Here is a 20,064-nt window from a genome sequence, read left to right as displayed (position 1 = left end):
CAATGGCCATCCAAGGCCGAGGCTATGTTAGGAACACACGTTGCGGAAATCATCTTGGCCAGTGGTCATGTGCGACCACATCGAAAGGCCGCACATATGGAAGCAAGCGATCCGCTCAAAATATCTGCAAAAAGGCTTGCAATTGGGAGCCGTCCACATATGGACCTATGCGCGCGACGATCGCCCCTATGGTGGGACCAGTCCGCCGATGGTGGCCTATCGTTTTGAAGACAGCAGAGGCGCGGATTGCGTGACGCGTCATCTCGCCGGATTCAGCGGCATCCTGCAAGTGGATGGCTACTCGGCCTATACCAGTCTCGCCAAGACGCGGGCGAAAACCGGCAGCAACGAAACGATCCAGCTTGCAGGATGCCGAGTAGGCGGGGTCGTTACCGAGCCCCGCCCCTCACAGATCCGGACGTGCAGATTTCCCGCATAAAATGTGGCCGGCCACATTTCGTGCGGTAGTGCCGCACGTACGGATCTGACCGGGGGGCGATGGGTAACCATCGTCCCTACCGGGACCACTTTTTCTGCGCGAGCCGTTGCCTCTTCGTCTTTGCGCCGGACAACGAGCCGGGCATGAAACAGTGGTTTGCCGCGTTGTTTGCAACCGGGGCCGGAATACTCGAATGGCCTACCCGCTCTTACGATTATTCCGCCGCTACCCTCCGACTTTTCTACCGCTGCTCTCATGCCACCCTTGGATAGGGTCCCAGACCCGCTTTTTCGGTGCAGCAGCCCGTCCTTTTCGGATCAGTTTCAGGTAGTTCTCCGTTCGATTTCGATCCAGCCCCATCCCACGGAACTGCTCTGCGGTCCCGCTGAATATGGGCGGCTTGCCGAGCGTCTCACTTTCGGAGAAGAATTGTTTCCAGGTGGGATCGCGCCACGTTTTGCCGTTGTCGATAATGAAGTGATTTGTCGTAATGTTCGAGCCGCTGTTTGCTGGCGTATACTCCCGGACAGGTCCGCCCAAGGCAGCGGTCGCCTCTTGGCAGAGGCGTAATCCGGTCCATTGGCGATCATCAAAGCTCGTGCCGCGGCGCGAAAGTCCCCTTGAGATTTCAAGACGATGTCTCGAATAGCCCTCTTCTTTCATTTTTCTCTTGAGTATGGTTTCTCGCATTTGGCGAACTGCCGGATCCGCGAGATCGCCCTCTGCCACAGGTGGAAACAGGGAGGTTCTGTTCGCGGTGACATAGGCGTCAATCTCATCCGAGCTCATCGGCTTGTGCCAGTCAATGGTAGCCAGCAATCTGGTTTTTTCCTGAAACGCTCGGCTTGACGGATCCGCCGGTATAGACAGCGCGTTGAGCTTCTCTCCCAACTTGACCAGCAGAGCCTGGGCGTCAACCGTATCCAGATTCTTGCCCTGAAGCTCGTCGAGAACATCCGCGACGTCTTGCAGTTGTTTTGGCTTCCAGCCCTTGAAGCCGGCTTTCCACATTTTCACGTGCTTTTCGGTGATCAGGCTTTCAGGCTCACCGATTCCGAGCCCATATTTGAGGCCTGATACGTCGGCCGAAACTTCCGCCAATACACTATCAGAATTCCTCCGAGGGGCTGGGCTTGTCCGCTGTCCGTCAAGGGAACCTGACGGCGAGGCAGTCTCAGCTCTGTTGAATGTGGCTGCGCCCCGATCTTCAATGAGGCTCGTTAGCGCCCCGTTCGTATTCTTGTGAATGACACCGGCATCGAGGAGCTCTTGAACCATCTTGGATTCATCGATCCGATTGCCAGCATCAAGTATCTTTCGTGACTGTTCCAAGCTGATACGACCACCCTTGGCGGCCTCCGCTGCGATTTTCCCCTGAACAGCTTTCAACAATGCCTTATAGTCGCCGCTAAACCCCTCAGGGTTAGACGCGAGCATGTGCATAAATGACTGCTTGTAGACTTCAGACCAGACAAGCTGTGAAACGTTGTTGTCAGCACACTTCACCAACAATTCTGCTAGCTCAGACCCAATTTCGACTGGCTGCGGGTCCGATGCTTGACGACTGGCTGCGGGTTTCCGGGAGCCACGTAATGCTGCCTTGGATTTAGGCCCAACAGGCAAATTCTTCACTTCAGCGTCAACGGCTGTCTCGATGTCACGGATCAATTGCGATACATCGGCTTCTCGCCCAACGCCCTCGATCTGCGAAGCGCTTTTTCGTACGAGCCGGCCAATTGTCTGCTTGGCCAAGACCGCGATGGCCTTCGTCGCGCCTCCCAGCGTCATCTCGGCTGCGATCGAGGTGTAGAATTTTTCAACCATGCCCCTGGCCAAGCGGTCTCTTTCCTCCAGGTCATCCGTCGCGGCAAGTTCAGCGGCGTCTGCTGCTATGTCTGTCACCGCCGTTGCCGCGACGCCAGCAATTACGCCAGCTGCCACTCCGGGAAAAGCGACCGACAATCCTACGGACAAGGCATAGCCAGCTCCGGTTAGTGCTGGTCGCAACACGCGCAAAGCGTCTTTGGTTGATTTTTCCCATGCCGACGTGGTGTTATAATCCCAGTCGCTCTTCAGCAAATTCTTCCAGTCGGAAACGATCGGATTGCTATCTTTAGACTTCAGTTCGTCGATGCTCTGGCCCGTGGCACTCTGCTTTATCTTGTTCAAATAGAGAGTGCGGGTAAAATCAACCAGTTTTTCTTTGGCACCCGACTTGCGTGGCGCCTCAGATAGGATATCCGCGATCTTTACGATCGAATCGATATCCTCGTCGTTGGGAGACACAAGCCCTGAGGCCGTCCACGCAATGTAATCACGAAGATCGTATTCCAAAGCATCCGCCTCATCTGCCGTAGGGCGGTCAATTGGGAGATAGAATTTGCCCCCGCGGGCCTCCAAGGCCTTAAGGTATACACTCGGATTGGTCAGATATTTGCCGCTGTTGTATTGCTCCATCTTCTTTAGTTTCGACGCCATCTCGCCTTTGGTTTTGGCGTCGATCCCTTCGGCGAAAATTTCTCTGAACTGCTCGCTCTTAAAGAGAGCCAACTGCGCCTTCAGACCTTTCGGTATGACCGCAATTTTTTGCTGATTTAGATTGATCAGCATGCCGGAAAATTGTTCATCTTCTCCTGTTGGCAAAAAGAGTGTATTCGGATTGAGGACTTCTTTGCGCCCGGATAGGGATAGCTCAGAGGCACTGCCTCTGAGAGCTTTGCGTTTTCCGTCGAGGAACTCGTACAAATACCCCTGAATTCTCTTTTGTTCAGTGGAATTCAGCTCACCTTCTTGAGCAATGGTCGTGAACACAGGAATGGCATCCAGAGACTGGCTGACATTGACGACCAGTTCATCCCGATTCTTCTGGAAGAATTGGTCGACATCCTGCGTGTGGCGAGGAGAAAGGTTTAGGTTCCACACCTTCTTGACTGTTTCGCTCATGCCGAAAGGAAAGACAACCTCTCCTCGTTTTTGCGCAACGCTGGCGGCGGTCGCTTGCTTTCTTTTGGGAACGATGACGACATTATCCCTGCCGGTATAGTTCAACGATTCGCCCAGATACGTCATGATTTCTCCATCACTGTATTCCTGGTTGCCTGGGGTCTCGTTGACTTTCTGCAATAGAGGGGGTTGCCCCAGCTTCTGGCGCTCCTTATAGCCCGGGGGCCAGGGATTGTAGATGAACAGTTCACCGTTTTTGGCGCGGTACGAGTACGTCCGCGCCAGTGGTTCGGTTACGTTGTAAAATCCCCCAAGTGGGTTGCGGAAGGTCGACTTTCCGCTCGAGAAAACCGGATCGTATCTGTCGGCATCATCAAGAAATTCAGTCGGCTCGTCCGGTATTTGCGCAAGCAGCGCTTGCTTGAAAAAACCAATATCGATCTGCGACATCTCCGGCCTTTGGGAATGGAATGAGCCTTGGCCTGGTTGTATCCCGTCAAAATCTGCCCCGAGTGTCGTCTGCGCGGCGTGTTGGGCGGCTCCCTGCGCAGCTATCGCGAGGGTGGTGACCCCATTGCTCAAGGTCTCCTGGGTAAAGTGCTCGCTGGATTGATATCCACTCAGCTCGGTCACAGCGAAAAGTTCAGGGTCGATCTTCTGCAGCTCGGCATTGATGTAAGGCTCGGTTTTGAACGCAGAGACTGGCAAGGCAAGCGCTGTTGCGTTCCGATACTCTCGGCGCGCCTCCAGCGTACCGCCATCTTGCGATGGACGATCGGCCAAAGCGCGCACTTCAGCGCGGAAACCCTGTAGTTCCTTTGAGTTAAACGCGATCTCGTAGGCGGCGTTGAGGGCTGAATCGGTCATGTTTGTGCGCCGGAATGGCCCCTGGCTATCGTTGAAGCACAGAAGGTAGGGCAAGTACCCAACATCGCCAAAGGCCTGCGTGCGCACTTCGGGGCCGGTCGTGATAACGTCAGCGTCTCGAGGGCTGAGGGGAGACTGCGCAAAAAACCTGGAGAGGGCTTCCTGTACATCTGCCTTATCGTAGGCGTCGATGTCATCGCCAACGTCAGAATCATAGTCCTCGATGCGTTCGATAACCTTCCTCTGAATTGAATTCAGGGAGTCCAGATCCGATTCGACCGAGAAATCGGGGTCTTCATGATCAATCAGCGCCTTCCGGGCCGCCTTCACGGTTTCGTCAACGACCTCGGAATTTTTCCTATTCTTGAATATACTCTGAAGAACATCAAGCGTCATTTGACGCCGCGCAGTCAGGAACTTCTGCTGTTCCGGCGTATTGTTGTTCAGCTTGGTGGCCGCGTCGTCCTGCAGGAATTTTTCTTTTAGATCTCCCAGGGCCAAAATCCTTTTGGCGCCGAACGTGGTCTGGGTCAAATATAGCTGGTGTCGCAGCAGCTCTCGCTTGCCGGTCGAATCCAGCCCCTCATAATACTTGCGCAACGGATCTGTCACAAACCCATGCGAAGCCGTCACAAACGTATCCAGCTCGCTTTCCGGTTCTGCTGTTTCCGGCGGGACCGTGCTTGCAGTCGATTGCACAGCGGTATCAGGTGCTGCGCGCGCTTGCCTGATTGCAGCAGACTTGCCTTCAGAGGAAGATACCGGCGCACTACTATCGTTCGGCGGCTCTTGAACAGGTACGTAGGCGGACTGGGAAGCAGCAGATATCACAACCATGGATGTTCTCATTGATGACTGGGTTTGCACTGCGAAGTGCGTCTTCCAACCTGAAACTGAACGTGCACTCAGCACTGAGCGGAAGCCGCGTTCTGAGGCGTCTCAGATCCCGGGCCAGCCGATGCTGCAGTTTTGCGTTCATTCAGACAGACGAGCTGGTTGCGATTGCCGGCGCTTGTCCGTCAATTCCGCGGGACTGACGGAACAACCACATCAAGCGGTTGTTCGGGTTCGGGCCGGGCGTTCAAAGTTCGTCACGAAGTGTGCTCCGCGCAATGTTCACAGGCAAACTAACTGCAGTAAATGTTATGGAGAACTAATATAGCCAAATATCGGGCTACGGCGTTCGCAATCCTGCGCATCGACAGACGCGGAGGCTATCGTAATTGCTGCCCAGCGACTGGAAATGCGCTTCGTGGAGCCAAAATCCGCGGATCAGCAGAGCCGGGAGATCCTGTTTAGGGCTCGAGAACGACTCGTCCATCAGCGCACAGAACCAGAACTGGTCAACGCGCTGCGATGGGCCAAAGTCGGCAGGGCGGCGAGAGAAGAGGCTGGCATAGACGGATCCTGATTACGACGCTAGACTTAGCTAAGCTAGGGCCCGTTAACACTAATGAAAGGTTAAGGTGGCCATGAAGTTTGGATGGAACTGACTGATTGGCAATACGCGCTGCTATTTCCGCTTCTGCCGGTGCAACGCGGCAACGTGAAAATCGATAACCGGCAATTGCTCAATGCGTTGCTCTATATTGCCGAGAACGGCTGCAAATGGCGGCGCTTGCCGAAAGAATACGGCAATTGGCACACCATCCACACGCGGCTTTGCCGGTGGGCCGAGCAAGGCGTGCTTGAAAGGATTTTCGAAGCACTTCAGCGGCAGCGCCTGATTGCGATCCGCATCGAATGGATGCTATGGCCGAAAATGGGTGACGAGGCCGATCAGGCGGCGCGATGGTCAGGGGTCGTCGTTTCGGCGACACCGTCGGTGAATTTGACGCCGCCGATGACCTTTGGCAACTGATTTTCGGGTAGGGGCAGGATACGTGTAAAAACCGGTCACAAGCGTTTTTGAAGGCTATCGTCTGAGGTCTTCGACTTTGAGTTCTTTCCATATCCACCCGAAATCGTAGGTTGCCATAGGATCGTTCGGGTCTGGCGCGGCCGACGACCGCATTTCGAGATATTTGAGCCATTCGGCGACCTTTTGGCGACCAGCTTTGGTGCGGGCCGCGGCGCGCGGGGAGATATCGCCGAGCATGCCGACGGGTTCATCCAGGGTGGCGCGATATTGCCTGTCGAGCATGGCATGGACGAGAGGCGTCGCCACTTCGGGCGGGATATCGTCGGCTGACGGCCTCGTCCCCTGATGCACGGCTTTCAACTGTTCGATGGTCTGGATACTGGTGAGCGGCGTACGAACCATTTTACCGAGGATATTTTGCAGGCGTTCGGTGCCTCTTTGTGCCCGCTCTGCGGAATTGACCATAAGGACGAGGAAACGTCCCTTGACTTCGAGGCTGCCGAGGACAGGCGTGCCGTCTTCCATGGTGACGCCGGCGACCAGAGCGTCCGGGTGACCGGGCCGGGCTGCGCCTCTGGCCGGCGGTCGGCCGAGCCAGTTCCAGAACGTCGGGTTCTCCTGGCGCAGGTCCACGAGCCCGGCGAAGCGCTCGGCGATGTCTTTTTCGGTGATGCCGGTTTCGAGGGGAAATCGCACCTCATGAAACACGATATCGTCGCCATCGCTGTTGCAGACGATCGCCTGGTTGTCGCCAAGCATCCTGGGCAAGGTGTCGAACAGCCAGGCATGGGTGAACAGTGGCGCTGCCAGGCGCAGGGTGTCGTCATCAAGAATCAGTTTTTTGCGCGACCGCTTTTTGCCGGACATTTCCTTCAGCCCTTCGAGCAGGGCTTCCGATGCTTCCGGTGAATATGGCAGCAGGCCACCGGTTATGACGTTGGTGTCGCCGACATGGACGATGCGGGCGGCAATCTTCTCCCATTGCCGCAGGGTCTGGGTTGCGGTGCCTTCGCTGACGGTCACGGGGTCGCCACCGCGCAAGAGATCGCGCGCCAGAAAAGATTTGCAAGGCACGATCTCGCTGACCTCGTAAAGGCTGATGACGGAGGTGCTGATCGCCTTCAGATAGGTCTTGCTGCGGGCGGTTTCCTTAAAACCCCGGCTCTTGAGATAGATATCGACGAAAGTCCGGCCATCCGGCTCGAAGGCCTGGGTGAGGAAATCCTCGAAGGCGCATCCCCAAAGGGTCATTGTCCAATGGGGCCCAAGCACCTCATCGATCTCCTCGTGATCGAGGCCGAATTCGTCCATGACGGGCCAGAAGTGGTCGCCCATCACCTCCTCGAACTGTAGAGCCCAGTCGTCGCGGCCCAGGAATTTGACGAGTTCGTTCAAGTTGAAGTGGTTTGCGTTCATGGACGGTCCTCTGGCGCCGAAGGGCGCATGCTGTTTTGATTGTGTAATCGCGCTTGCCTGACGATCTCACCCACGCGGCCCCGACTGGCCCGACCGTCGATCGTCTCCTGTATTTTGCGGACGCTGAGATCGGTGGAGGTAGCGAGGGTCTTGATCTCCTCGACCAGATGGGAGCTGAGCTTCGGCCGGCCGAGATGTTTACCCCGCGATCGGGCGGCCTGCATTCCGGCGGTGACGCGCTCGCTGATCAGGGATGATTCCAGTTCGGCCATGGCGCCGATGATGGTGAACATCGCCCGTCCCATGGGACTTGCCGTGTCGATCTGGTCCTGCAGGCTGATGAAACGCACGCCGAGATGGTCGAATTCTTCGAGCGCCGTCAGGAGATGGCGTGTTGAGCGGGCGAAACGGTCGAACTTCCAGACCAGGACGCAATCGAGTTCGCGGTTGCGGGCGCGGGTCATCAGGGCGTTGAGTCTGGGGCGGCCCTCGCGTCGCCGACCTTGGATTGCCGCGCTATGGGGAAGAATTTGCCGCGTGGATGAAGGAGCAGCTGATGGCCGCCACCGCCGCCGTGGATGCCGGCTTCCCGGAAAATACGGAACTGAGCATCGATGTTGGCGGCGTACCACACCTGAAGCAACAGAAGGCATCCAACCGGCCGGAGGGTCTCATGATCTTCGAAGCCGAAATCCATGCCCGCATGCGCGAGCGGCATTTGCTTGATATTCTGAAGGATAGCACCAGTTGGACTGCCTTCACCTGCCACTTCGAGCCGCCATCGGGAGCCGACCCGAAGGTGGCAAGGGCGCTTCAGCGCTATATCCTCACCGTGTTCGGCTATGGCTGCAATCTCGGCCCGGTTCAGACTGCCCGTCATGCCGTCGGTATCGCCAGCGCCGACACCCTGCGCCGGCTCAATGCCCAGCATATCGACACGGCCAAGCTCGAATCCGCCATGACCGACCTGATCAATGCCTATGACCGTTTCGAACTGCCGAAACTGTGGGGTGCCGGTCAGGCCGCGACCGCCGACGGCACTCACATTCCCTTGCGCGAGAACAATCTGCTGGGCTCCCAGCATATCCGCTACGGCGCCTACGGTGGCATCGCCTACCACCATATCGCCGACAATTACGTCGCGCTGTTCACCACCTTCATTCCCTGCGGTGTCTGGGAGGCCATCCATATCCTCGACGGGCTCCTGAAAAAACGTTCCACCGTGCAGCCGGACACCCTGCATGCCGACACCCAGGGCCAGAGCGAACCGGTCTTCGGTCTGGCGCGCCTGCTTGGGATCAAGCTGATGCCGCGCATGCGAAACTGGGCGGACGTGACTTTCTATCGGCCCGACAAGTCGGTCTCCTATCAGCACATCGACGCGCTCTTCGGCCGCGAGATCGACTGGCGGCTGATCGAGACGCACTGGCAGGATATGATGCAAGTGATCCTCTCCATTCAGGCCGGTCTGGTGCTGCCCTCGATGTTGCTGCGAAAACTCAGCTCACACAACCGCAAAAACCGGCTCTACCAGGCCTTCCGGGAGCTCGGTCGTGTGGAAAGAACACTTTTTCTATTGCGCTATATCTCCGATCCGCAGGTCCGGCGCTCTATCCGGGCTGAAACGACCAAGATCGAATCCTTCAACGACTTTCTCGATTGGATTACCTTCGGCGGACCAGTCATCAAGAGCGGTGATCCCGTCGAACAGGAAAAGCAGGTCAAATATGCGAGCCTCGTCGCCAACGCCATCATGCTGTCCAATGTCGCCGACCTGACCGACGTCATCAATTCCATGGCCGCCGACGGCCTGCCGGTCACGCCAGAGCTGGCCGCCTCCCTCAGCCCCTATGCCCGCGCGAAAATCAGGCGCTTCGGGAAATACTCAATCGATATGCAGGATATCCCAAAGCCGCTCGCCCCGGCACCTCTGCCCTTCGAAATACCCTTGTGACCGGTTTTTACACGTATCCTGCGCCTACCCGATCTTCGCTTCCGGTAGATTGAACTAAGCCGCTAGTCGCGGCAATTGGTGGCCTCTTTGAGAGATGTCTCCTGTCTGAGAGGATTTGGGTGTTGCAAACCCACCCTTCAGACAGGAGATCCAGATGGCCGAGATGAGCCCTCTGCGTCGCCGGATGATCGAGGACATGACGGTCCGCAATCTTTCTCCGGCCACGCAGCAATCCTATCTTTATGCAGTCGCAAAGTTTAGCCGCCATTTCGGCCGATCACCGGCTCGGCTCGGCCTGGACGAGGTCCACGCCTTCCAGGTTCACCTTGTGTCGACGGGCATCTCCTGGTCCGGATTGAACCAGATCGTCTGCGCCCTCCGGTTCCTCTATGGCGTGACGCTCGGCCAGAATACGATCCCGGAGCATATTCCGTATGCGCGCGAGCCACGCCAGTTGCCGGTTGTTCTTTCGAGCGACGAGGTGGTCGACTTTCTGCAAGCCGTCTCCAGCTTGAAGGCGCGGGTGGCTCTGACAACGGCTTATGCCGCCGGCCTGAGGGTTTCGGAGGTCTGTGGTCTTCGCGCCAACGATATCGACAGCTCAAGGATGGTGATCCACATCACGCGTGGCAAAGGCGGCAAAGCCCGCTACGTCATGCTGTCGCCGGAACTGCTCGGGATCCTGCGCAGCTATTGGCGGTTGGCGCGGCCCAAGGACATTGTGTTTCCTGGGCGCGATCCAGACAAGCCGATCGCGCCGTCGGTGCTGCATTCCGCCTGCCGTTCGGCGGTTGCGGCGGCGGGTCTTTCCAAGCACGTCACCGTCCATACGTTGCGGCATTCCTTTGCCACTCACCTGCTCGAGAACGGGACCGATATCCGCATCATCCAGGTCCTGCTCGGTCACGCCCACCTCTCCACGACAGCGCGCTATACGCAGGTCTCTACCGACACGATCCGGTCGACGGCCAGTCCGCTCGATCGGTTACGACTGGAGGTGACACCGCCGGAATCGTGATCGGTTGCGTCCCACCTTCGAAGTCGCCGACATCTTTCGGCGACATGGGAGCTCCTACAGACGTGAGAACGCCGGTCATCTTGGCCGCGGCGAACGACGCGTCATGGGCGCGATCGAAGCCTGCCGGACGCCGAGGCTCGGCGGTCACGTCGATGCCTGCGACGATTGCGGCAGGACCCGCATCTCCTATAATTCCTGCCGCAATCGCCATTGCCCGAAGTGCGAAGGCGCGGCCCGCAAGGAGTGGGTCGCTGCACGCGTCGCCGATCTGTTGCCGGTCCCGTACTTTCATGTGGTCTTCACGCTCCCACCGGGCATCGCCGAGATCGCTTTCCACAACAAGGCGGTCGTCTATGCATTGCTGATGCGCATCGTGGCCCAGACGCTGCAGACCGTTGCCGCCGATCCCAAGCGGCTGGGCGCCGAGATCGGCATCGTCGCCGTGCTTCACACCTGGGGCCAGGCCATGACCCATCATCCCCATGTTCATTGCGTCGTGCCCGGCGGCGGTCTCTCGCCCGACAGAGCTAGGTGGGTGGCATGCCGGCCGGGCTTCTTTCTGCCCGTGCGCGTACTGTCGCGGCTGTTTCGGCGGCTCTTTCTGACGGCCCTTGCTAGAGCCTTCGCTCACGGTGAACTCCGCTTCTCCAACGAACTCAGCCATCTCAACGATGACGAGGCGTTCACCCGCCATCTCGCGCGTGCGCGCCGCGTCGAATGGGTCGTCTATTCGAAGCCACCGTTCGGCGGCCCCGACCAGGTGCTCGCCTATCTCGGCCGCTACACCCATCGTGTTGCCATCGCCAACAGCCGCATCGTCGAGGTCGATGATGACCACGTTGCCTTCCGATGGAAGGATTACCGTGGCAAGGGTCGCGACCGCGAGAAGATCATGCGCCTTGACCCGCACGAGTTCATCCGGCGTTTTCTTCTACACGTGCTCCCGGACGGCTTCCACCGCATGCGCCACTTCGGCTTTCTCGCCAATAGCCACCGACGGGATCGTATCGGCCTCTGCAGGCAGATCCTCGATCAACCATCATCAGCAGGGGAGCGGTCGCAGGCAGGCAAATCACAGCCCGGGCAATCCTACGAATGCCCTGACTGCCGGCGTCCCATGCGTAGGACAGGAATCACTGTTGCGCCTGTTTCGCCGCCCCGGCCATCATCTTTCTGGTGCGATACATCATGAACTCCGACAATCCGCACCCCCTCCCATATGCCCACAAAACCAAGCGCCGCGCCGGCGCGCGATACCGCGTGGCCCTGGCCACACCGAAAGACCGACAGTGTGCATTGAGAGCGCAAAAATCGCTTCCTATCGTCCGGCAAGCTGCTCGCGAAGGTCGCCAGATCACCACAAAAATCGGCGGTGCGATTGCCGTCCACGACGAATCCGCTATCGGCATCAAGCGGCGTGCTTTACTATTCCCATAACGGCGCCAAACAACCCGCGCCTTACTTCAATCCGGCTTATGTGAGGTCGCTCGAGCTCGCCGCGACGACGGATGCGACCTCACATAACCCTCCAGATTCCAGATCATCAGTTGACGAAGATGATACGCCTCGAGTGGACTGCGTTTCGCGGCAGCGACAGCCGCCTCCCATAGCTCCCCCCACGTCTTAGCGGGGGCTGGCTGGGTGTGTGCGCGCCCCGGCGGTGGGCGAGAAAGAAGATCTTCCTCGGGGTGCTTTGGCGGCGGGTCGAAGATGGTCGACATCGACCAGTATTTGACGTTGGCGGGTCGGGTATCGAGACTACCCTCCAGCAGACGATCGACGGCCGCCGCCGCCACCGCAAATGCCCTTTCTCTTTGTTCCGCCGACATGATTTCAAAAACGCGGACTAGGCCCAGACCCTCGTGCAAGGACATCCCGGCAGCTTTCCATGCGCGAACAATGATCTGTTTCGAGCGAGCTAAGGTGTATACGGGACGAATTAGTTCGTCGATGAGGCTGCGTAGCGCCCGCATCCAGACCACGGCACTGATCACGCGACCGTGCGGCAGCAAGACGCTGCCTCCGGTGACGGCCTGCAGGGTCAACCTGTCGAGAGCCACAACTTCCCTCGACGCGGCGCGGGGAGGTGTGAAAGCATAAAGATTTTCGCGCCTGATGCCCGGTTGGAAGAACTGGGCTTCCAGCATTTCATGATGATCGGGGCAGCACGTCATCCAGGCCGCACACCAGTATATCCGCCGATACGGGATTGAATCTTGCGCCACGCATTTCCGGCAAATGGGTGGCTGCTCGCGCGAGAATCCCGGTATCCACGGTAACCAGTCCCCTTCATTAAGCCGGCATATTGCGCGCCCGAACCGCTTCTCGACAGAAGCAAAGGATGGAAACTGACTGATGTAGGTTGCGAATACACCCTCTGCCGGCGCTACCGAATCGAGGACGAGCGGCGTGTACCCGGCCAGTGTCATCGAATGAAGTCTGCTGGTCGATACCCGGGTCCGCTCGGCGAGCGCCATGAGTAGATCGGCCGGAGGCGCAAGGTCGAGCTGTTGGTCAGATAGATGGGCGTAGCCGAAAGCTCGCTCCATGAATGTCGATGATGGCAAGCCGTAAGAATCTGCCAGACGATAGATCCACGAGGATAGCGCCTCATTCGGCAAAGGTTGAGGATGGATCGGCAGCCGCTTCATCAACCCGGAACAAGCTGGCGCTCGATGCTGATGCGGCGTTCCACCGGTCCTTTGTAGTCCGCGATGCGCAGCGTGCGCTCGCTGATCGATTCGTCACCGGTTTCGATCGCCGCAATTGCTGCCGCGCGCAGTAAGGCAAGCATTTCCCCTATCGTGCCTCCGGTCCTTATCAGGAGCAGTTTGATCACATCGGGGCGCAACAGGTCAGGCGAGGACCGTCTCAGTGGCAAGGAGGCAGCGAAGCTCATAAGTAATTTCGCCGTCTCTGATCCGGGCTCCCACAGAGGAAGGATGATCGGCTCGAATCGGTTTTCAAGCTGTGGATCGGTGCGAATGGCGAGATAGGCCTCTTGTGTGCCAACTCCGATCAAGGGAATACGAAGTGCGTTCCCCAGATAACGCAGCAGGTTCAAAAACTCTCGGCGCGCAGAAGCCGATCCGGCCAGCATATTGTGGAGTTCGTCGATCACCAGCACCCGTGCGTTGACCGCGCGCAGGATATTCAGCGCCATCTGTTCCAGGTCATGACTGCGAACCCCTCCACCGGCGCGTGGGCCAGGCGCCCCGAGCTCGGCAAGAAGCGCGGCGTAAAATCGGCTGATGGTTGGATTGGTCGGCATCTGTACGACGACAACGGCAGATTCTCGGCATCGGTCTCTTCCTGCGGAGCCGGCGTATGATCTCGACGGAATTTCTCGACCACCATGCTTTTGCCGTTGTTGGTGGGGCTGAGCAGCAAGGCGTTTGGCGGGCGAAGCTTCCCCGGCCCGTACTGCAGAAGGTATTCGAACCGTCGCAGCGCGTCCTGTGCCCGATCGTAGCCGATCGACCATTGAGCGCCCGCCAAAAGGTCGAGCCGCAGGGCGTCATCAAGTTCTGACGCTGCGTCGATTGTCTGGTTTGGGAGGCCTTCTTTTACGCTTGTCACCATTTTGTCGCCGGATAGAGCGTGGTCACGACGATCGGCGGCTCGGCGTTTCCTTCCAACTCCACGTGTTCGGGTTGATTCAGAGGACGGCTGTTTCCAGCGATCCGGGCAAGTTTACGCCGGGCCGAGCTGCAGCGGCTGCGCGGGCCAATTCTCGTTGTTTCCCCACGGCACGGAAAATGGAATCCTCATCGACATGCGAGCGTCCTTCAGCCTTCAGCCGGGCGACGGCCTGCCGATGCTCAAATAGGGTGATGCTTAGCCGATCGAGCCTCGCGCATGGAACCTCGACATAGAATTGTCCGGCCTGATCGAGCGCAAATATACGCGAAAGATCTCGCGGGTCGCGCCGGATCATGAAAAGCCCCAGCCGATCACGCTCTGCGATCCATGGATGCAATGCGTTGCTGAAATAGCTGATGTGGTCGAGCCGAAAGCCCTCGCGGGTAACCCGACGACGAAGGACCGGGAGGAAGTCGACCAGGAATGCTTGCGACTGCGTGATGGATCGCGGTGCGCCAATAACCGACACGCCACGCCGCCATCGTGCGATCGGCGGTTCGAGGAGCCCGCCATGCAAGTCATCGTGATATCGCCCTACAATCGCCAATGCCATCCACTGCTCCAATTCGGCCAGTGTCATGCAAGCTTGGCCGTCACTGTCGTAGTCGCCGCGCTCGGCCGGATTGGAAAATGTCGTACCGGCAACTTCGTGGATCATTTGCATCAACGTACCGATCAGACGCTCGACAATACCGCCATAATGCGGTGTTGCCACCGGGCGGTAGTTCAGCGCGATGCCGTGCTGCTCGCAACCCCGCGTCAGGGCCTCCGAGTGGAACTCGGCAGCGTTGTCGACATAGAGCCCACCAGGGATGCCCGAGACGGGCCATTCATGATCGTCAATGCCAAGCGCCCGGAGATAGCTATCCTTCGCGGATGCCGCATGTGCGATGCAAAGGCCGACGCTTGTCGCAGACGGTGGATCGAATGACAGCAGAAAACCCGCAATGCAGCGGCTGTAAACGTCGATCGCCACTGTCAGGTAAGGGCGTCCGAGCGGCTGGCGGAAGGTTTCGTCGACGAGGATGATATCGACGGGCGTATGGTCGATCTGCAGCACCTCCATGGGTCTTGTCGTTTCCGGCGTCTGTCCCGCCGCTGCCTGCAGACGCCGGGCGGCCTTGCTGCGAGCGCCGCCATGCCTGCGCCTGACTGCCTGATCGGACTTGATCGCGCGAATTCTGGCTCGGATATCGGCTGCTGAACAGGAGGTTACCATGCCGGCCACTGAACACGACTACTGGTAAAAAACTGGTTTACTGAAAGCGTCTTTTGAACAACCGCGGCAGCGCTGATCCGGTAACCGATTGAAAACTCTCAGCACTCATTGAAGTCGTCTTCTGGAATCGACACGTTTGAAGGCGATCTCGACCTGCCAGCGCAGCCGATAGGTTTCCAAAACGTCATGGGCGGTCATCTCGTTGGCCGATATCGACGTCAGCAGAAGCAGAAACCCTGACGTAGCAACCGTCAATGGATGCATTGCTTTGCCATCTGCGCGTTTTTGATGTCGGCGGCGGGCGGCCTTTTCTGCGCGAGCCGTCGCTTCCTCGTCTTTCCGCCGGACAATGAGCCGGGCATGAAACAGCGGTTTGCCGCGGTGTTTGCAGCCGGGGCCGGAATATTCGACCCGCACCTCTTGTTCGCAAACGTCACCGGGCATCATCGTGCTATAAATTGTATTCCAGTCAATCAACCGGCCATCGAGCGACGTGAGCCTGACATTGGACCAGGCCATACGCACGATGAAGTCCGCCCCGGCGGACACGACTTTATGGAGCGCCGGAGCGCGAGCATAGGCGCGATCGCCAAGAACGATGTCGCCCGGATCGATCGGCACGCGTGAAAAGCTTTCGCCACCGTGAACATCAGTGAATTCCAGATGCGTGAAGCGGGCGAGAGCGGGCTCATATGTCGCATGAAGCCGGAAATCCGTGCCAGTGCTGCCGGGCTGCGAGATGGAACTACCATCAACAATACGTAGGCGGCGCGCAGCTGTGGTGCGTGCCGCGTCTGAAGCATTGCGGAGCAGCGCTCCGGCGATGTCCCCCAGCCAATCGACCGATCCGCGCAATCGCTTCAGAAGGGCAACATCGGAAATCGACGCCACGTCATTCAGACCAGCCCAGGCCGCGGCAGAGCGCAAGCTCATGCCGCCAGGCCCGTAAGCCAATGCCAGCCGCAGCAAGGTCTCGGCGTCACCAACACCGCGTCGCCGCACAAGCGCCCTGGATGTACGCGCTGTCGCGCCAATGACCAATCAGGGTCGATGGAATCAGTCGTTCGCATCTACCTTATCAATCACAGACAGATTCAGGTCGTCCAGCCCTTAAGTTAGCGCATTTGCCCATGTTCCCTTCCCCCTCGCGCACCCCTGCCCGCCCCCTTTTTCTCTTTCTGGTTTGGTTCTGCAGACGACGCGGATCGCGACTAGACCCCTGCCCGTCAGCCGTGGTTGTCGGTCAATCGCATCCGGACGCAACCGCTCGCGATCGTCATCAAACGGATCCTCAAGGATCGACATCGCGTTGACCCTTCCGGTATCCGGTGTCGAGGCTTAGCGTGACTTGGTTCTGCCATCGTCTGCCTTCCGTAACGCATCGCCGATCTTGACGCGGCCGCGGCGCGTCTTTGCAAAGAGCCGGTAGACCGGAGACTTGCCTATAGGTGTGTCATGGCTTTCTCAGGATGCCAGCGAACAACGCCGATGGAGATAATGTTGCCGGGCGAGCTTGTCGTGCTCGAGGCGGACAGGAAGAAACCGCCAGTCCCCCGTATCCCCTTGGCTTGCGCTGCCCCAGTCGATGGGTCACTGCGGCCGGCCGCCCGGACAGCAACCGCCAACATCGACGAATTTCCCCTGGCATGCGCCATTCCTCGCGAGACAAATTCCCCGTTGTAGGCGGCGCTCCGCATTCGCTACGCCCCTTCGGGTTCAATCCGCCCGTCTTCCGGCCGCCTGTGCGTGACCATCGGCAACGCAAACAAAGGAGATACTGCCATGACCGATCTCGTCAACTTCATCCGGTTCGAAGAAGACGGCAATCTTGCCGGCAACATCGCCTCAATGGCCTACGACCTCGACATCTTCGGCGAGGCATACCAAAGCACCAACCCGAAGGCGCCCGTCTACCGCCTCTTCGCCAAATCCCCCCGCGGCCGCCGCGTCGAGATCGGCGGTATCTGGGAAAAGGAAAACCAGAACGGAGGCAAATACTTCAGCCTCTCCGTCAGCACCGGATACGGAAAAACGCCAACCTCGGCCGCTTCGACAGCGAAAAGACCGAGCAGTTGCGTTTGTTCTAGCCGCGGGCGCGGTGACTGGCGAAAGTTGGCGGTCGTCAAACTTGACTATTGTTTGTCCGGACCATGACGCGCTCCACCCGGAGCGCGTCGACTGGAGCACGATATGCGTTGTTACGTGTACAACAGAGCTCTCGAAAATCGGATCTGTTGTACACGTACAACGACCAAAACGTCCCGGAAGATATCAGCCGACTTTGCGCAACCGGATGGGTTCAAGCGCCCCCGAGCGTTAACGTTTTAGTAGTAAAAAAGCTTTTGCCAATCTCGTGGGAATCGGGCTACATAGATATCAGCGCATATCTAATGTTTTTCGTCGCGTAAGCGCTGATTGCCTCCGAGGGTTCAATGCAAAACACAGTCCGCCAAACCAGTACCAATAGTCTGCGCTCCCTTATTACGGCAGATGCCGAGGAACTTGGCAGACAACTCAGGGCTCACCAGCAAAGAACCTTCCCGCCTTCGGCTCGGAAGTCAATTCGCCTGTTTACGCCTGCTGAGGCTGCTGACTTTATTGGCATTCACCAGGGTTACCTACGCCAGATAATTGCGGAGGGATATGGACCCGCACCGCTTCCGAATGGCCGCAGGATGTACAGCGTTGAGGATCTCGACCAACTGCGTAGAGTGTTGGACGATGGAGCGAAGGGTGGTGCCGGCAAGTACGTTCGACACCGTCGAGCCACTGAAAAGCTGCAAGTCATATCCGTCATGAATTTCAAAGGCGGATCAGGAAAGACAACAACCTCTGCGCATCTCGCTCAATATCTCGCGTTGCGTGGCTATCGCGTTCTCGCGATTGACCTTGATCCACAGGCCTCCCTTTCCGCGCTCTTCGGCCACCAACCCGAACTGGACGTCGGCGAAAACGAAACCTTCTACGGCGCCATCCGATACGACGAGCACCGGCGCGACATCACCGAGATCGTTCGAGCAACTTACACCCCCGGTCTCCACATCGTTCCGGGCAATCTTGAACTCATGGAGTTCGAGCACGAGACGCCCAAGGCGTTGGTGAATCGCCAAGCCCACGACTCAATGTTCTTCGCGAGGGTAGGGCTCAGCTTAGCCGATATCGAAAGTGCGTATGACGTAGTCGTGATAGATTGCCCACCTCAGTTGGGCTTTCTCACCCTCTCTGCTCTTTGCGCAGCGACAGCCGTGCTCATTACGGTTCACCCGCAAATGCTCGACGTCATGTCGATGTCCCAATTCCTCCAGATGACCGGTGATTTGCTGGAGGTGGTGGAGAATGCAGGCGGATCCATGGAGTACGATTGGTTGCGTTATCTGGTCACCCGCTACGAGCCAAATGATGGCCCGCAAGCGCAGATGACGGGATTTATGCGTTCGATCTTCGGAAATCGTGTCCTTGAGAACGCCATGGTGAAGTCAACCGCCGTCTCAGACGCCGGCCTGACAAAGCAGACACTTTACGAAGTTGAACGGAACCAATTTACCCGGGGAACGTATGAACGCGCTCTGGAATCTCTCACTGCCGTTAATGCCGAGATCGAGCAACTGATCAAGCAGACCTGGGGGAGAAAGTAATCCATGTCTCGTAAGAACGTCTTTAACATTGCTGGTCCGGATGCAGCGGTTGATGACCAGGCGCCCGCACCTCTATCGGCAAATCGTCCGCTAGCGAGTTTTGAAAAGCCGCTTAATCGAGCGAGCGCGGTCGGGGTCATTTCGCAATCACTCAATAGCATTAACGACAAAGCACACCGGGCAGACGCGCTCGAAAAAGCGCTTGCCTCCGGTCAACAGGTTGTCGACCTAGATCCGAATCTGGTCGATAGCTCATTCGTGGCCGATCGCCTTGGGATGAGTGCAGAGGAACTGGACGGCCTCGAACTGCAGATTCGTACAGACGGACAGTTAGTACCCATCCTAGTTCGGCCACATCCCGAGAATGAAGGACGATTTCAGGCCGCTTATGGTCATCGGCGTCTCGTCGTCATTCGCCGTTTAGGCATTCCGGTAAAGGCCGTTGTGAAGAACCTTACTGATGAGCAACTTATCGTCAGTCAGGGGCAGGAAAATAGCTCACGCCAGGACCTGACGTTTATCGAGCGCGCGGTCTTCGCCGCGCGGCTCGAAGACCGCGGCTTCGAGCGAAGCCTAATAACGTCCGCTCTCAGTATCGACAAAGCGAACTTGTCGCGCATGATCGCGCTCGTGAAGCAGTTTCCAATCGAGCTCATTGAGGCCATTGGTTCAGCACCGAGCTTCGGGCGGATGAGATGGGCTGAGTTGGCTGCATTTCTTGAACACGCAGAGAATAAATCCACCGCTCTTAACATGAGTAGAAAACCCGAATTCGCAGCCCTTTCGTCGGATTCGCGCTTTGAAGCGATCTATGATCGGCTTCGCCCCGTAAAAGAAAACGCAAGGTCTGCTGTCTGGACAGTGAACAACGGCATGCGGCCAGTTAGAATTCACGAGACCAGTGACAAGCTTAGCCTCACTTTCGATAAATCGGTCGACCCGAGATTTGGCTCATTTGTCGAAGACCGGCTTGCCGCGCTTTATGACGAATTCCGGCAGTCCGAAATGGGCAAAGGAGACTGACCCGCAAAAGAAAAAGGCCCCCCAAACGTCGCCATCGTGGAAGCCCT

At 57.9% G+C, this 20,064-nt stretch carries 13 protein-coding genes and 3 pseudogenes; 9 read left to right on the top strand and 7 right to left on the bottom strand.

Annotated features, from left to right (window positions below; genetic code table 11):
- Window positions 1-157: 157 nt before the first annotated feature.
- A pseudogene (locus tag OVA00_RS11210) lies at window positions 158-373 on the top strand (IS66 family transposase); the annotation flags it as partial.
- A gap of 291 nt (window positions 374-664) precedes the next feature.
- On the opposite strand, the gene OVA00_RS11205 reads toward OVA00_RS11210, so the two are convergent.
- A complete protein-coding gene (locus OVA00_RS11205) occupies window positions 665-5,086 on the bottom strand; it encodes a hypothetical protein (RefSeq protein ID WP_268088903.1) in 4,422 nt (1,473 codons plus the stop codon).
- 364 nt (window positions 5,087-5,450) lie between these two features.
- On the opposite strand from OVA00_RS11205, the pseudogene OVA00_RS11200 reads away from it, so the two are divergent.
- Both OVA00_RS11200 and OVA00_RS11195 read left to right on the top strand, forming a co-directional pair.
- Window positions 5,451-5,606 (top strand): annotated as a pseudogene (locus OVA00_RS11200) (IS110 family transposase); the annotation flags it as partial.
- 126 nt (window positions 5,607-5,732) lie between these two features.
- Window positions 5,733-6,110: a transposase gene (locus tag OVA00_RS11195; protein ID WP_442780491.1), complete on the top strand. Its 378-nt coding sequence runs from the start codon at window positions 5,733-5,735 to the stop codon at window positions 6,108-6,110.
- A 54-nt stretch (window positions 6,111-6,164) separates the two neighbouring features.
- On the opposite strand, the gene OVA00_RS11190 is transcribed toward OVA00_RS11195, so the two are convergent.
- The gene (locus OVA00_RS11190) at window positions 6,165-7,526 is read right to left on the bottom strand and encodes a hypothetical protein (protein ID WP_268088902.1); all 1,362 of its coding nucleotides are present in this window, start codon (window positions 7,524-7,526) and stop codon (window positions 6,165-6,167) included.
- On the bottom strand, window positions 7,523-7,990 hold the full coding sequence (locus OVA00_RS11185; RefSeq protein ID WP_268088901.1) for a recombinase family protein: 468 nt from the start codon (window positions 7,988-7,990) through the stop codon (window positions 7,523-7,525). Before OVA00_RS11185 ends, OVA00_RS11190 begins: the two co-directional genes overlap by 4 nt.
- A 35-nt stretch (window positions 7,991-8,025) precedes the next feature.
- Between OVA00_RS11185 and OVA00_RS11180 the strand changes: the two are divergent.
- The 3 genes and pseudogenes from OVA00_RS11180 to OVA00_RS11170 form a co-directional block, all read left to right on the top strand.
- Window positions 8,026-9,480 (top strand): annotated as a pseudogene (locus tag OVA00_RS11180) (transposase); the annotation flags it as partial.
- A 154-nt stretch (window positions 9,481-9,634) separates the two neighbouring features.
- Entirely contained in the window at window positions 9,635-10,498 is an 864-nt protein-coding gene (locus OVA00_RS11175) for a tyrosine-type recombinase/integrase (RefSeq protein ID WP_268088550.1), read from the top strand.
- Window positions 10,499-10,502: 4 nt separating this feature from the next.
- Window positions 10,503-11,690, top strand: a complete 1,188-nt coding sequence (locus tag OVA00_RS11170; RefSeq protein ID WP_268088899.1) for an IS91 family transposase — start codon at window positions 10,503-10,505, stop codon at window positions 11,688-11,690.
- A 271-nt stretch (window positions 11,691-11,961) separates the two neighbouring features.
- Here the strand turns inward: OVA00_RS11170 and OVA00_RS11165 are convergent, their stop codons facing one another.
- The 4 genes from OVA00_RS11165 to OVA00_RS11150 all read right to left on the bottom strand — a co-directional run bounded on the left by OVA00_RS11165 (window position 11,962) and on the right by OVA00_RS11150 (window position 16,328).
- A complete protein-coding gene (locus OVA00_RS11165; protein ID WP_268088968.1) occupies window positions 11,962-13,149 on the bottom strand; it encodes a TniQ family protein in 1,188 nt (395 codons plus the stop codon).
- Entirely contained in the window at window positions 13,149-13,982 is an 834-nt protein-coding gene (locus tag OVA00_RS11160; protein ID WP_268088898.1) for a TniB family NTP-binding protein, read from the bottom strand. Before OVA00_RS11160 ends, OVA00_RS11165 begins: the two co-directional genes overlap by 1 nt.
- A 174-nt stretch (window positions 13,983-14,156) precedes the next feature.
- On the bottom strand, window positions 14,157-15,200 hold the full coding sequence (locus OVA00_RS11155) for a transposase family protein (RefSeq protein ID WP_268088897.1): 1,044 nt from the start codon (window positions 15,198-15,200) through the stop codon (window positions 14,157-14,159).
- Between the two features lie 264 nt (window positions 15,201-15,464).
- A complete protein-coding gene (locus OVA00_RS11150; RefSeq protein ID WP_268088896.1) occupies window positions 15,465-16,328 on the bottom strand; it encodes a transposase in 864 nt (287 codons plus the stop codon).
- A gap of 813 nt (window positions 16,329-17,141) precedes the next feature.
- Here OVA00_RS11150 and OVA00_RS11145 point away from each other — a divergent pair.
- The 3 genes from OVA00_RS11145 (at window position 17,142) to repB (ending at window position 20,017) form a co-directional block, all read left to right on the top strand.
- Window positions 17,142-17,513, top strand: coding sequence for a DUF736 family protein (locus OVA00_RS11145; RefSeq protein WP_268088895.1), 372 nt, complete (start codon window positions 17,142-17,144; stop codon window positions 17,511-17,513).
- A 278-nt stretch (window positions 17,514-17,791) separates the two neighbouring features.
- Entirely contained in the window at window positions 17,792-18,994 is a 1,203-nt protein-coding gene (gene repA / locus OVA00_RS11140; protein ID WP_268088894.1) for a plasmid partitioning protein RepA, read from the top strand.
- 3 nt (window positions 18,995-18,997) lie between these two features.
- Window positions 18,998-20,017 (top strand): plasmid partitioning protein RepB, encoded by a 1,020-nt coding sequence (gene repB, locus OVA00_RS11135; protein ID WP_268088893.1) that lies wholly within the window; start codon window positions 18,998-19,000, stop codon window positions 20,015-20,017.
- Window positions 20,018-20,064 lie beyond the last annotated feature (47 nt).

This window comes from Ensifer sp. SL37, assembly GCF_026672675.1.
In the GTDB taxonomy this organism is placed as follows: Bacteria; Pseudomonadota; Alphaproteobacteria; order Rhizobiales; family Rhizobiaceae; genus Ensifer; species Ensifer adhaerens.
Note: the sequence above shows the minus strand (reverse complement) of the source record. Positions and strands in the feature narration are given on the sequence as shown.